This is a genomic window from Klebsiella michiganensis, from assembly GCF_015139575.1.
Classification (GTDB): domain Bacteria; phylum Pseudomonadota; class Gammaproteobacteria; order Enterobacterales; family Enterobacteriaceae; genus Klebsiella; species Klebsiella michiganensis.
Genome location: NZ_AP022547.1, coordinates 3,796,600 through 3,810,547 on the forward strand (window position 1 = coordinate 3,796,600; position 13,948 = coordinate 3,810,547).

Consider the following 13,948-nt stretch of genomic DNA (forward strand, 5'->3'; position numbering starts at 1 on the left):
CCTTCTCCTAAACCAACGTTTATCTCTCAAATCCTCCCCACATTATCTCAGTACTTTAACCACTCAAAAGGGAGTATTTTTAATGCTGATTGGCTACATACGTGTGTCAACAAATGACCAAAACACAGATTTGCAACGCAATGCATTAATGTGCGCAGGATGTGAACAGATTTTTGAGGACAAAATGAGCGGAACCAAGTCGGAACGACCAGGCCTGAAACGCGCTTTAAAGTGCCTTAAAAGAGGGGATACATTGGTGGTCTGGAAGCTGGATCGGTTGGGTAGAAGAATGAAACACCTCATTGCTCTCACAGAAGAGCTACGCGCAAAAGGTGTCAATTTTCGCAGTCTGACGGATTCAATCGATACCAGCACTCCGATGGGAAGGTTCTTTTTTCATATGATGGGTGCACTGGCAGAAATGGAGCGTGAACTGATAGTTGAGCGCACGCTGGCTGGACTGGCTGCTGCGCGAGCACAAGGAAGAGTTGGAGGACGTCGCCCGAAACTGACGAAGGAGCAGCATGAGCAGATCGCAAGATTGCTCCAGAAAGGGTATGACAGAAAGCGGCTGGCAATTATCTATGATATTGGACTGTCAACGATCTACCGCTATCACCCTGTTGGGACTGTCATAACGCAACCTGAAATGTAATTCTTTTTCAAATAATGAAACGCCGCGTGGATGCCATTTATCGCACAAGATAGAGTGCATTTATCGCGCGGCGCATCAACGGGCCTGGCTCTCTGCACCGTCGCTTCGATGACCGCATGGTACGGATCGAGACCTTCTTTCTCATTATGGTGAATCTGCCCGATAAGAATCAGCGTATTACGCATCAGAATGCCCGAAAGCGCAATCAGCCCGACGAGGGCGTTGATACCAAATGGCTGATTGAAAAGCAGCAGCGCGGGAACCACGCCGACAAGCCCGAGCGGAGCGGTAAGAAATACCATAACCATGGCCGACATTGAGCGCACCTGCACAATGATGATCAGCAGCGTCAGGGCGATCATGATGGGGAACAGCGGCGCCATCGCCCGGGTGGCTTTAGCCGATTCCTCAATCGACCCCGCCATTTCGATGCGGTACCCGGGCGGAAGCGAGTCCACAATCGGCTGCAGCTGTTTCATGATGGAGGCGGAAACGTCCGGCGGCTGAAGATTGTCGGCAATATCCCCCCGCACGGTAATCGTGGGCGTTCTGTCGCGGCGACGCAGTAAAGGATCTTCCATTCTGACCTCCACCTTCCCGATTTGCGCGAGCGGGATGCGCTGGCCCGCATTGCCGACCAGGCTAAACCCCTCAATTTTGGCCGGATCCAGACGTATATCCCCCGCGGCGCGCCCCGTCACCTGCACCGAGCGAATATCTTCCCGCACGGCGGTGATGGGAATGCCCGATAGCAGGAACTGGAGCTGCTGAGCAACGGCATTGGACGTTAAGCCGGTTGCCTGTAGACGGTCCTGATCGAGGGTGAAATGCAGTGTCGGCACGCGCGATCCCCAGTCGGTGTTGACGGTCCTCATCATCGGGCTTGCCTGCAGCACGCCCTTAACCCGGTCCGCGATGTCGCGCAATGTATCGGTATCCGGCCCCATCACTCGCCAGGCGACCGGGAAAGGGGAATACGGGCCAAACACCAGCTGCGTCACGCGAACGCGTGCTTCAGGCGCCAGTCCGCTGGCCACGGCTTGCCGCAGCCGCAATTTGAGCGCATCGCGTGATGCCTGGCTGTCCGTCAATATCACTATTTTGGCAAACGACGGATCGGGGAGTTCGGGGGCCATCGCCAGGTAAAAACGCGGTGAACCCTGGCCAATGTAGGCGGTAACTATCCTGGCTTCCGGCTGTTTTTCCAACCAGTCCTCTATTTTTGCCGTTGCCGCGCTCGTCTGCTCAATCGAGGTGCCATAGGGCATCTGCACTTCAACGAGCACTTCCGGGCGGTCAGAGGTGGGGAAAAACTGTTTTTTCACCAGCCCCATCCCCATGACCGCCAGCGCGAAAAGCGCGATGACGGAACCGGCCACGAGCCATTTCCTGGCGATAACGCGGGTCAGCAGGCGGCGAAAGCGGTTATAGCGCGGCGTGTCATAGATGGCGGTATGCCCCCCTTCTACCTTTGCGATATCCGGCAGCATTTTCACCCCCAGATAAGGGGTGAAAACAACGGCGACCAGCCATGAGGCAATCAGGGCGAGGCCAACAATCCAGAACATATTGCTGGTGTATTCCCCGGCGGTGGACTGGGCGAAACCATTCGGCATAAAGCCGATAGCCGTGACCAGGGTACCGGCCAGCATGGGCGCGGCGGTATGGCTCCAGGCGTAGGCGGAAGCTTTGATTCTGTCGTAGCCCTCCTCCATTTTCACCACCATCATTTCGATGGCGATTATCGCGTCGTCAACCAGTAAGCCCAGGGCAAGAATCAGGGAGCCCAGCGTCACGCGGTCAAAGTTGATACCGGCGGCCTCCATCACCACAAAAACAACCGCCAGCGTCAGGGGAACCGCCGCCGCGACCACGACCCCCACGCGCCACCCCATGCTGACAAAACAGACCACCATCACCACGAGCAGGGCGACGAAGAATTTGATCATAAACTCATCGACTGCGGCGCTGATATTCACGGACTGATCGGTGACTTTCGTCAGGGTCATCCCCAGCGGCATACTGGCATTGATTTTTGCCGTTTCGGCATCCAGCGCTTTACCCAACGCCAGCCCATTCCAGCCTTCACGCATCACGATCCCCAGCAGCAGCGCCGGTTCATGTTGGTTACGAATCTGCAAAGTGGGCGGGTCTTCATAACCGCGTTCTACCGTTGCCACGTCGGACAGCTTGAGCGTTTTACCCTGAGCAATAAACGGCGTATCGCGGATCTTCTGCAATTCATCGAAAGCGCCATCGAGGCGGATAAAGATCTGCGCGCCGCGCGTTTCAATTGAACCTGCCGCGGTTAATGCGTTCTGGTTATTCAGCGCATTGAAAATATCCTGCGGCGAGAGCCCCATGGTAGCCAGACGCTCATGGGAGAAGGAGATATAAATCCGTTCGGCCTGTTCGCCGATAATATTGACTTTCTTGACCCCCGGGACGTGCAGGAGCTGCTGGCGTAACGTTTCGGCATCGCGGACCAGCAGGCGCTGCGGTTCTCCTTTCGCTTTCAGCGCAAACAGGGCGAAAGTGACGTCGGCAAATTCATCATTTATCATCGGCCCCGTCACGCCGGCGGGGAGGTTTCTGCTTTCATCGCCAAGCTTCTTCCGCGCCTGGTAGAACTCTTCCTGCACCTGTGATGGCGGCGTATTGTCCTGGAGTGAGAGCGTGATAAAGGCCATGCCGGGCCGGGTATAGGTTTCCGTGCGGTCATACCATTTGAGCTCCTGCAGGCGTTTTTCCAGCGGCTCAGCCACCTGATCCTGCATCTCCTGCGCGGTCGCGCCGGGCCAGACGGTGATAACCGTCATTTGCTTAACCGTAAAGGGGGGATCCTCCGCTCGCCCGAGGCCAAAAAAGGCGTAAATACCGGCGATAGTCACCAGAATAATTAAAAACAGCGTGACCGAGCGCTCGCGCACCGCAAGCGCTGACAGATTAAAGCGGCCCTGGCTCATGGTTTATCCCCCGTCCGGGCCGTATCCGGTTGCCCGGCCAGGCGGACAGCCTCGCCCTCGTGCAGAAGATGCGCCCCTAGCGCAACGATCTTCTCACCGGGCTTCACCTCGCCCGTTACCTGCGCCGCCTCCTCGCCCACGCTCAGCACCTTGACGGGCTGCCATGCGACCCTGGCTGGCTGCGCGGAGATCCGCCAGACGCCCGGTCCCTTGCCCGCATCATAAAGCGCGGCCAGCGGCACCTGCATGACCTGGCTTTCCCCACTCTGTTTTTTGATGTGCAGCGTTACGGTCGCCCCCAGCGGCGCGTTGGCTAACGGGCCTTCCAGCACGTACCGCGCCTCAAAGGTACGGGTGGTGGCATCGGCGGCATCGGAAAGCAGGCGCAGTTTTGCGGCGACGGGCTGCGTTTCGTCGCCATAGCGCGTCGCCAGCGCTTCGCTGCCGATGGCGGGGCGCAGCGTCTCCGGCAGCTGTACCAGCGCCTCACGCTGCCCCGCTCTGGCCAGCCGGATCACCGCCTGCCCGGCACTAACGACCTGACCGGGTTCGGCAAGCGTCTCCATCACCACGCCGTCAGAGTCGGCCAGCAGCACGGCATAGCCCGTGGCATTTTGCGCCACGTTTGCCTGCGCCTGGGCTGCGCTGAGATCCGCTTTCGCGGAATCTGCCGCCGCTTTAATCTGGTCATACTCCGAGGCGGAGACTGCGCCAGCGCCAACGAGGCCACGGTAGCGCGCCTCATCGCTGATGGCTTTTCGCGCGCGCGCCCTGGCGGCGTCAACGGCCTGTTGCTGAGCCACGGCCTGCAGCTTCAGGTCGGCCGGATCCAGCCGCATCAGCGGCTGACCGCGCTTAACGCTCTGGCCAGTATCAACAAAGCGTTCAAGGATCTTACCCTGCACTCTAAAACCAAGATCGCTTTGCGTCCTTGCCACCACCACGCCGGTATAGGTGCGAGAGGTATCGTGCGCGAGTTCTACGGATGCGGATCTGACGAGCGGCGGCTGGGTGCGCGGATCGTCACTCGAGGCGTTATCACCGCAGGCCACGAGGGCCAACGGCAGAAGACAAGCGGCAAAGCGGGCTGAATGAAGCCTGAGCATGGGAAACCCTTAATCAAATAACAGGATGGTTTCCGCATTCTCAGACTAGTGACCAATAAAGTCAATGGTCACTAATCAGGGGGCCAGGCTTCTTAAAATCAGCGACGAGAGAAGAACCGCCGCCGTTGGGGCCGTTTCGAGATTAAACTGCAGTTGAACAGGATTGATGAAGGGGCACATCACCATATATATCGCATAAGTGGCTTCATCAAGGGGGGTTTTCCTTTCGAACTCCCCGGCCTGCCTGCCTTCGACAAGAATGCTCTCAATCAGCTTTAACAGCCGTTCCGCATACCTTTCTGTTGAAGGCCACTTCTCCCGCGAGGCGACGGCGGCAATATCGTAGAGTTTACGATCGTGAAAAAAGAGTTCGCTCCCCGCTTCGGTGAGCGCCCGGAAGAGGCGGCGTAATTTTTCGCTGGCTGACGGCGCGTCAGCCACCGCTGAGAGTACCGCGGCCATGATCATTTCCAGGCGGTTAGCGCAGATCACTTCGCCGATAGCCTGTTTGGATTCGAAAAACTTATAGATATAAGATTTTGAAAAACCGATAGATTTAGCCAGCTCCGCCACGGTGGTTTTTTCATAGCCGTAATGCCCGAAATGCTCAAAGGCAGCGTCGACGATTTGCTCCCGGACGCTGTGATCGAGCGGGCCGCGTGATGGTGGGACGTTCATATTCTTAGTCATTTTTTCAGCTTAGCGTGATGCGCCTTGATTGACAACAAGTGACCATTTTAGAATTAAGTCACGATTTCGACTTGTTTCAGGATCGCGCAATATCATCCTCACAGGTGACGGCACCTGCCCGGAGCGTCCGCGTCAGGCGACATACGCTGTTGGGCCAGATTCGGATGCTCCCCGAGCAAAATTGTATCAGACAAAATCCTTTGCCAACAAAAGCATCGGCTCACCTATGACAGCTTATCTCAATGATGGAAGTGAACGCTACGGCGTGACGCCCGCTTTTCCCTGCGGGCCAAGGCCGTCCTCAGGGCGCTCCCGATGGAGAGTAAGGACGACGGATTTAAACGAAAGTGTTTTTGTTGAAGCGGAAAACCGCTGCGGTTATGACCCAGACACCCTAACGACCACCTTTCCCTTAGCATGGCCCCGGGCAAGATAGTCCAGCGCCTCCTTTGTTTCGGCAAAGGGAAACACCTTGTCGATCGCAGGCCCGATCTGCCCGGATTCGATGAGTTGGCTAATTTGCGCGAGCTGCTCGCCATCGGGGCGGACAAATAAAAACGAATAGCTAAGACCCCGCACTCGTGTAAGACGCAGGATCTTTCGGCTCATCAGCGCAAAGATAAAACGCAAAAAGAAATTTAACCCCCGGTCACGGGCGAACGCGGCATCCAATGGTCCGGTGAGGGAAACAATCTTGCCACCAGGCTTGAGTATTTTAACGGCTTTTTCAATCGAATCTCCCCGGAGAGTGCCGAGTACAATATCGTAGCCGCTCAGCACGTTTTCAAACGTCTGCTTTTTGTAGTCAACCACCTCATCTGCGCCAAGACGACTCACCCACGCAAGGTTGCCTGAACTTGTGGTCGTTCCCACCTTTGCGCCAAGATGCTTTGCCAGCTGGATCGCGAAACTGCCTATTCCCCCGGACCCCGCCGGGATGAACACCTTCTGCCCTGGCTGCAGTCCGGCTCTCTCTGTCAGCGCCTGCCAGGCGGTGAGACTCACCATCGGGAGCGACGCTGCCTGTTCGAAATCCAGGTTTGCGGGTTTCATGGCAGCGAGATTTTCAGGTACTCGCGCAAATTCGGCAAGAGAACCGGTTCCCCTGTCGAAAATACTGGCGAAGATTTCATCGCCTGGCTTAAAACGCGTCACGCGGCTTCCCGTTGCCACAACCACCCCGGACAAGTCGCTGCCCAGCGTTGCGGGAAGTTTAAAAGACAAAATCGGTTTGAACAGGCCGCCAGGAATCACGTTATCAATGGGATTCAGGCCAACGGCGTAAACTTTAACCAGAAGTTCATCAGCCGCGGGGGTGGGATAATCGACGTCATCAAATCCCAGCGCCGGGGATTTACCGTAGCGTTTAAACGTGAAGGCTTTCATGGTGCTGGTTTCCTGGTATTTGTCCTGATATGTTTTCTGGCGCCGCTATTGCCGAGTAAAAAAGCGGTTCCCAGTAACGGCTCGATAAATACGGCAAACAGAATTTGCCCGTTAGCATATCCTTCACGCCGCTCGACGATGCCTGACGCGGCCAGTCGCGAAAATGTCATGATGACTCTCTCGCATCAAGCTGAAGGCTGTTGCGCACGACCTTATCCAGGATTTTTGCAGGCGCGAATCGGAGAATGAAATTCAATTTACCGGCCAGCGATCCTGCCGTGTAGCGGATCTTGGGCCGTAGAGCCTGGGCCGCTTTAACCACCACCTTAGCCACAACCTCCGGACTTTCCGCTTCGGCCATTGCCTTACTGACCACTTTCGTCAGCTTAGCCCGGATAAGGTCATACTCTTCCAGCTTTGCATCCGCTTCTCTGTTATTGGCTTCAAACTGCGTTTTTATGTAGGCAGGTTCGATCACGGAAACCCTGATGCCCTGGGTGCGCAGTTCATGGTCGAGTGCTCCCGTGTACCCTTCGACCGCATGCTTGCTGGCCGCATAAAGCGCGACATACGGCAACGGCACGACCCCGAGAATCGAACCGATATTGATGATGCGCCCGCTGCCCTGACGGCGCATATGAGGGAGCACAGCCCGCGTCAGCCTGACGATGCCCAAAAAGTTGGTATCGAAAATGCTCCAGGCCTGTTCAATAGAGCTTTCTTCCGCGGCGGCAGGCGCGACCCCAAAGCCCGCATTATTGACCAGAATATCGATCCGCCCCTCCAGGCGCAGCAGATCGTCAATAGCGGCCCCGACCGAAGCATCGTCAGTCACATCAAGCGTCAGCAGCGGAAAGCGGTGTGTACCCGCCTGAGATCCACGCCGGCTGGTGCCATAAACCTTATAACCCGCCGCTAAAAGTTGATGAGCCGTCGCTTCGCCGATGCCTGAAGAAGCGCCTGTCACCAGAGCCACACGTTTATTGTTCATTCTGAGTACGCTCTCAAGATGTTGTTCAGGTTAGCAAGCGTTATCGTTCCAGGTTCGTAGGGGTGAAATAAGGGGGAATTCGTCATGTTTCTTCCTCTGCTGGGTAGCGGGTAAAGGCGCAGGATTAATGATGATGATCATCATCTATAAAGTCAACTGGTTTGATTATGATCATCATCAATGTATACTTAGCCTTTGTTTTGAGGGGGGTAAGCCATGAAAGTGTCAAAAGAGCAGGTTCGCGAAAACAGGATGCGAATCGTTGAAACGGCTTCAGAACTTTTTCGTGAGCGCGGTTACGACGGCGTAGGCGTAGCGGAGCTGATGTCAGCGGCTGGCTTAACCCACGGAGGGTTTTACAAACACTTTGGTTCCAAGGCCGATTTATTATCGGAGGCGATGCATTGCGGCTTTACGCGTTCGGCAGAACGTACGGCCGATGTGAGCCGGAAAACGTTTGTGGAGTATTACCTCTCCCGCCAACATCGTGATGACATGGCAAAGGGGTGTGTGATGTCGGCTCTGGGTAGTGACGCCGCGCGTCAATCTGAAGCCATTAAGGCAACCTTTGCGGCTGGCATTGAAGCTCAGCTGGCCACCTTAGCAAATGAGAAAGCCGCGGAAGGCCTTACGCGTGCCGACCTGATCGATACGATTGCGCATCTTGTCGGCGCGCTGGTCCTTTCCCGCGCCTGTCCTGATAGCTCCTCTCTGGCAGATGAAATTCTGGATGTTTGTCGATCGCGCATTCTCAATCAGGATACGCCCGCAAAATAGCGATCGCGCAGAGTCACCGCCGATGAGAATAAGCGCTGAACGTCATCTCAGCGCCTGCTGTTCAGAAAGGTATTTTTGCCGCCATTTAGCCGGAGATACGCCGTACAGCTTCCTGAAGGCTTTAGAAAAATGCAGCTGATTTTCATAGCCAACGGAAATGCCCACGACTTTAATCGCCGTAGCGCTGTTTTTCAGCAGGCTCACTGCGATATTCATACGAAAATTAAGCAAGTATTCCCTGGGGCCGATACCGTAGGCGCCTTTGAACAATCGGCAGAGGTAGCTGCGATTGATATTGCAATAGGCGGCCAGGCTATCAACCGTCAGATGTTCGTGGTAGCGATTTTCAATTTTTTTGATCGCCCTTTGCAGATGCCGGGTTTTGTCATCAGGGAGGGAAGCCTTTTCGCCGGGCGTATTGCTGATTAGCGAAGAAAAGAAGAGATAGCACAATCCCTGCACCTTCAGCGGATGCTCATCGCCATGTTCGACAATTTGCCGCAGGTAGCCAGAGGCGCTGGAGTCGTCTTTATTCAGGTTGGGGCGATAAACCGGAGATTGCCGGCTAAGATGACACTCCTCGAAAATTCTGGCGGCAATCAGCCCATCGACCTCAAGCCACATATAATGCCACGGATCCCTATTATCAGCGCAGTAGGTTGTCACCTCATGGGGATGGATCAGAAACCCCTCCCCGGCGCCGACAGGAAAAGCGCCAAACTCACTGTAAAATGTGCCGGTTCCACTTATCACATAATGAAATAGGTAATGCTGGCGGACTGCGGGGCCAAAGCGGTGTCCCTTATGACAATTCTCCTCGCCGTACTGGTACAAATTCAATTCGATATTGTCGGTATGATTAAGGGTAAAAGTCTTGTGCATCAGTCGCGCTCTCTCTTTTTCACCCACGTTATCAGAGATGCCTGCAGTAAAGTCACCGTGTTTCAGCCAGATTCGGAGCTGGCTCACACTTTCATAGCGACATCATTTTTCGCCATACCAATATCACATTTAGCCATATTTCCTGTTCATGCCGCAGCGTACATTCTGCCTGGTGAAAACAGCAGGAAAGGAGAAATACCATGATTAAAGTGACATTTATGGGCGCAGGCAGCACCATTTTCGCCAGGAACGTACTCGGCGACATTATGACGACGCCGGCGTTGAAAGAGGTGGAGATTGCGCTGTACGACATCGACAGCGCCCGTCTCAATGAATCCCTCGCCATGTTGAATAATATCAACCGCAATACCAATGCGGGCAGAGCGAAGATCGCCGCCTACCTTGGCGTTGAGAACCGCCGCGCGGCGTTGAAAAACGCCAATTACGTGGTGAATGCTATTCAGGTTGGCGGCTACGATCCGTGTACCATCACCGATTTCACGATCGCGAAAAAATATGGTCTTCAGCAAACTATTGCCGATACCCTGGGCATTGGCGGTATCTTCCGCGCGCTGCGCACCCTACCCGTGCTGTTTGATTTCGCACGGGATATTGAAGCCGTGTGCCCGGACGCCTGGCTGCTGAACTACACCAACCCGATGGCCACGATAACCGGCGCCATGCTGCGCCATACGGAAGTAAAAACGGTAGGACTGTGCCACAGCGTTCAGGTGTGTGCTGAAACGCTGTTGAAAAGCGTGGATATGCCAACCGACGACGTGCAATTTCATATCGCGGGTATTAATCACATGGCCTGGCTGCTGGACATTCGCCGTCACGGCGAGGATTTGTACCCGGAAATCAAGCGCCGGGCCAGCGCCCTGCAGGGCAAGCATGATGATATGGTGCGCCATGAAATCATGAAAACTTTCGGCTATTACGTCACCGAATCGTCAGAGCACAACGCCGAATACATGCCTTACTGGATCAAACGCAGCTACCCGGAGCTGATTGAACGCTTCAATATCCCGCTGGATGAATATCCGCGCCGGTGTATTGAACAGATTGACCAATGGCAGCAGCAGAAACTGGCGCTGACCCATGACACCAGCCTGACCCACAGCCGTACCCATGAATACGCGTCTTACATCATCGAAGCGATGGAAACCGATCGGCCTTACAAAATTGGCGGTAACGTGCTCAACACCGGCTTGATTACCAACTTACCTTCCGAGGCCTGCGTCGAAGTCCCTTGCCTGGTCGATGGCCAGGGCGTCACGCCATGCTACGTCGGCAATTTGCCGGAGCAGCTGGCAGCGCTGAACCGGACCAACATCAATACTCAGCTGTTGACCATCGAAGCGGCGGTGACGCGCAAACGCGAAGCCATCTACCATGCCGCCCTGCTCGACCCGCATACTTCCGCAGAGCTGTCGATCGATGACATCCGCAAACTGTGCGACGAACTTATTGAAGCACACGGCAGCTGGCTTCCCGCCTACCATTAATCGCTCTGCTGACCAGCAACCTCCTGATAACTCACCAGGCGCGGCGTTTTCCGCGCCGTTCCCCATGTTTACTCAAAGAACAGGAGGTTTTGTCTTTTCGGCGCTGTCTGTTTTTCTATTTTTTGATAAATCTCTTCGCATCGATTTTTCTGCGGCGGCTTTGCCAGGGCTATCGGAAAGGAGATTAAGATTCAGCCTTACCCGGTACGTAACAGGCTGTTTTGTTTTTCTTGCGATATTCACCGGGCGGCAAATGAAAATGACGCGTAAATAATCGGGTGAATGTTTGCTGCGAGTCATAGCCGTAGCGCAAACCAATACTGTAAATGTTCTCATCGGTCTCGCGTAAATCGCGGGCCGCTGAGTCCAGTTTTTTATTACGGATATAGCGCCCGAGGCTCTCGCCTCTATATTGCAAGAACAAACGCTGCAGGTACCATTTGGAATACCCTGAATAACGGGCTATCTGTTCTATACGCAGTGGTTTATGTAAGTTATTGTCGATCCAGTCAATGATGACGGCTATCACTGCTTCGGAAATAAACATCTCGCCTCCCCTTCTAAATGCTGCCGGTTTTATCAAAATAGTTTTTGCGTAAGGTATGCACATCATGTTGTCACCGGCACAGCGTGAAGCTCAGGGCACTAATAACCCTCTCATTATCAACGACAGACCGAATTCGAACGCAGTATCCGGATGGGGATAAACCAGCGATTCGATAGAGGCACTTCCTGGCGATGTCTTTGATAAAATTTGCTTACCATCACCGCCCGAGCGGGACTGCTCCTCTAATACGCATCCCAGGGTGTATTCACTCAGAGTGAGTAATATCATTGCGGCGTCGGCTTCAGTGAAACCGACGCGCGCAAGATACGCCACCTTGGGACGAAACGTATCCCCTCCCACCCGGGCCGGTGATGTCCCGGCATGTAACAGGGCGCCGTCCCGATGGGCGAGCAGAGCGCGCCGGAAACTACGGGCGTTATCCGCCAGCCAGTTTGCCCATTCAGCAATGTCTTCGGGGACAGGCAGGGAATGGTGTTTGGCTAAAACCGCGGAAGCCATTTCTTCAAGTAAACTGGCCTTGTTCTTGAAATGCCAGTACAACGTCGCTGATTCCACCCCCAGTTTTTGTGCCAGCTTACGGGTCGTAATCGCTTCCAGGCCGACCTCATCTAATAATGCTAATGCTGCCTCAATCACCTGATCTCGCTGGATTTTCGCCATGATATTCCCCTTTATTGATGCATCAAACCGGCCAGTGGTCTGTGAAGCGCCATTTTGTCTGAACTCAGCGCCTGACGGAATCTTTAATGCAAATAAATCTATCATTGATAGGTTTATTGATCAATGATAGATTTCTTCGCTCATCGTCCTTAGGGGGGCTTTTTATGAATATCAATCAAGACAAGCGGGTCAAGGAAACAACCCATCCGCGACCGATAAACGCCATACCTCCGATGCTGTGGATGCAGGCGGCCATCATCACCCTGGGGGCGTTTGCAACGATGCTCTCATCAACGATGCTGAGCGCGGCGCTGCCCGCGATGGCCGCCGGCCTTGGCGTGACGGACACGGCAATACAATGGATAGCAACGGCGTATCTTATGGCCCTTGCGGCAGGCGTTCCGCTTAGCGCATGGGCGGCCAGGCGGTTTGGCGCTACGCAGCTTTGGCTCTATGGCCTTATTTTATTTGCGATTTTTTCGGCAGTTTGCGCCCTTTCCCCGCGTTTTGAGGTGCTGCTTGCCGCAAGAGTTATGCAAGGCCTGGCAGGGGGATTACTCGTACCGGCAGGGCAAACGATCCTTGGTCTGGTCGTCGGACGCGAACGTCTGGGGCGGGTGATTGGCACGATTGGCGTGGCGATCGTCATTGCTCCCTTGCTGGGAACATCGCTGGGCGCGGTCCTGCTTGAAATCTGCGGATGGCGAGGGTTATTTTGGATCACGGTGCCGTTCTGTCTGTGCGCCTGTCTTGCCGGATGGAAGCTGCTTCCCCGTCCAACAATAAAAACTGACAGGCCCCTCTCCCTGGACTGGCTGGGACTGGCGCTGGTCTTCTGCAGCCTGCCGATGCTGATGGAAGGCATGAAAGAGCTCAGCCTGAATAGTGGTAAATATGGCTGGAACGTCATCATGCTCAGCGTGGGCGCCCTGTTCACCTGCTTGTTTATTTATCGCTCTTTGCGCATTGAGTCCCCCTTACTGCATCTCGAGCTTTTCAAGCATCGGGGTTTCACTTTATCTGCCGTATTGATGGCTATCGGCGGCGCGGTGAATTTTGGCGGTCAGTTCCTGCTTCCTTTATATTTCCGCGACGTTTGCCATGTAACGCTTGCTGAAGTGGGCCTGCTTCTCACCCCTCAGTTAATCGGCTCGGCGATAGGATTTCCGGTGGCCGGCTACTTCGCTGATAAGCTGGGGCCACGAACGGTGCTTATCATTGGCGGTTTGCTCGCGGCATTTGCCACATTGCCACTGACAATGATTGATGCGGGAAGTCGCTATACGCTTGTGGGGGGCGCAATAGCGGTCAGAGGGTTCGGTTTAGCCCTGGCAACTGTGCCCGCGATGGCTGCGGGCCTGGCTATGGCTGGCAGCCGTCACGTCGCTGATGCCGCACCTGTTCTGAATATCCTCCAGCGCGTTGGGGCGATGGCGGGCGCGGCGCTGGTGACCGCCTGCTACGTCAGATTTGCCCATACCCGGGGGAGCTTAGCCGCGTTTCACCACGCCGGGTGGCTACTTACCGGCGGGGCCGTACTGCTCGCGCTTTGCGCATTATTTATGGTGAACCATTCCACTTTAACAACGCCGGAAGAATAAACCCGTTATACAGAAAATGAATCGCTGTCAGACCCGATCCCAATGCCTGCTGGTTAAATTTGCAGTAATGGATTTCGTTGCCTGCAAAATAAACAATTCGGAGCGGCTGATAGGCAGTCATGCCAGCCCGATGCGAACCGGCTGGCATGGCGCACTCT

At 54.9% G+C, this 13,948-nt stretch carries 12 protein-coding genes; 4 read left to right on the plus strand and 8 right to left on the minus strand.

Features of this window, described 5'->3' with window-relative positions; genetic code table 11:
* Positions 1-82: 82 nt before the first annotated feature.
* Positions 83-655 (plus strand): recombinase family protein, encoded by a 573-nt coding sequence (locus JLG71_RS17965; RefSeq protein ID WP_000904922.1) that lies wholly within the window; start codon positions 83-85, stop codon positions 653-655.
* On the opposite strand, the gene JLG71_RS17970 is transcribed toward JLG71_RS17965, so the two are convergent.
* From JLG71_RS17970 to JLG71_RS17990, 5 genes are all read right to left on the minus strand, one after another.
* Positions 616-3,621 carry an efflux RND transporter permease subunit gene (locus tag JLG71_RS17970; protein WP_227630941.1) on the minus strand — a complete coding sequence of 1,002 codons (3,006 nt, stop codon included), beginning with the start codon at positions 3,619-3,621 and terminating at the stop codon, positions 616-618. The genes JLG71_RS17965 and JLG71_RS17970 overlap by 40 nt on opposite strands.
* Positions 3,618-4,727, minus strand: a complete 1,110-nt coding sequence (locus tag JLG71_RS17975; protein ID WP_200913724.1) for an efflux RND transporter periplasmic adaptor subunit — start codon at positions 4,725-4,727, stop codon at positions 3,618-3,620. Before JLG71_RS17975 ends, JLG71_RS17970 begins: the two co-directional genes overlap by 4 nt.
* A gap of 75 nt (positions 4,728-4,802) precedes the next feature.
* Complete coding sequence (locus JLG71_RS17980; RefSeq protein WP_025106190.1) at positions 4,803-5,417, minus strand: TetR/AcrR family transcriptional regulator; 615 nt, start codon at positions 5,415-5,417, stop codon at positions 4,803-4,805.
* Positions 5,418-5,795: 378 nt separating this feature from the next.
* Complete coding sequence (locus JLG71_RS17985) at positions 5,796-6,803, minus strand: NADP-dependent oxidoreductase (protein ID WP_014228709.1); 1,008 nt, start codon at positions 6,801-6,803, stop codon at positions 5,796-5,798.
* 166 nt (positions 6,804-6,969) lie between these two features.
* On the minus strand, positions 6,970-7,794 hold the full coding sequence (locus JLG71_RS17990; protein WP_014228708.1) for an oxidoreductase: 825 nt from the start codon (positions 7,792-7,794) through the stop codon (positions 6,970-6,972).
* 216 nt (positions 7,795-8,010) lie between these two features.
* On the opposite strand from JLG71_RS17990, the gene JLG71_RS17995 reads away from it, so the two are divergent.
* Entirely contained in the window at positions 8,011-8,571 is a 561-nt protein-coding gene (locus tag JLG71_RS17995) for a TetR/AcrR family transcriptional regulator (RefSeq protein ID WP_014228707.1), read from the plus strand.
* Positions 8,572-8,613: 42 nt separating this feature from the next.
* Here the strand turns inward: JLG71_RS17995 and JLG71_RS18000 are convergent, their stop codons facing one another.
* Entirely contained in the window at positions 8,614-9,453 is an 840-nt protein-coding gene (locus JLG71_RS18000) for an AraC family transcriptional regulator (RefSeq protein WP_025106187.1), read from the minus strand.
* Positions 9,454-9,653: 200 nt separating this feature from the next.
* Between JLG71_RS18000 and melA the strand changes: the two genes are divergently transcribed.
* Positions 9,654-10,961 (plus strand): alpha-glucosidase/alpha-galactosidase, encoded by a 1,308-nt coding sequence (melA, locus tag JLG71_RS18005; protein ID WP_032749714.1) that lies wholly within the window; start codon positions 9,654-9,656, stop codon positions 10,959-10,961.
* A gap of 184 nt (positions 10,962-11,145) precedes the next feature.
* Here the strand turns inward: melA and JLG71_RS18010 are convergent, their stop codons facing one another.
* Positions 11,146-11,508, minus strand: coding sequence for a RamA family antibiotic efflux transcriptional regulator (locus JLG71_RS18010; protein WP_032749715.1), 363 nt, complete (start codon positions 11,506-11,508; stop codon positions 11,146-11,148).
* Between the two features lie 90 nt (positions 11,509-11,598).
* Positions 11,599-12,189, minus strand: coding sequence for a TetR/AcrR family transcriptional regulator C-terminal domain-containing protein (locus JLG71_RS18015; protein WP_200913725.1), 591 nt, complete (start codon positions 12,187-12,189; stop codon positions 11,599-11,601).
* A gap of 164 nt (positions 12,190-12,353) precedes the next feature.
* Between JLG71_RS18015 and JLG71_RS18020 the strand changes: the two genes are divergently transcribed.
* Positions 12,354-13,790, plus strand: coding sequence for a DHA2 family efflux MFS transporter permease subunit (locus JLG71_RS18020; RefSeq protein ID WP_102803845.1), 1,437 nt, complete (start codon positions 12,354-12,356; stop codon positions 13,788-13,790).
* Positions 13,791-13,948: the final 158 nt, after the last annotated feature.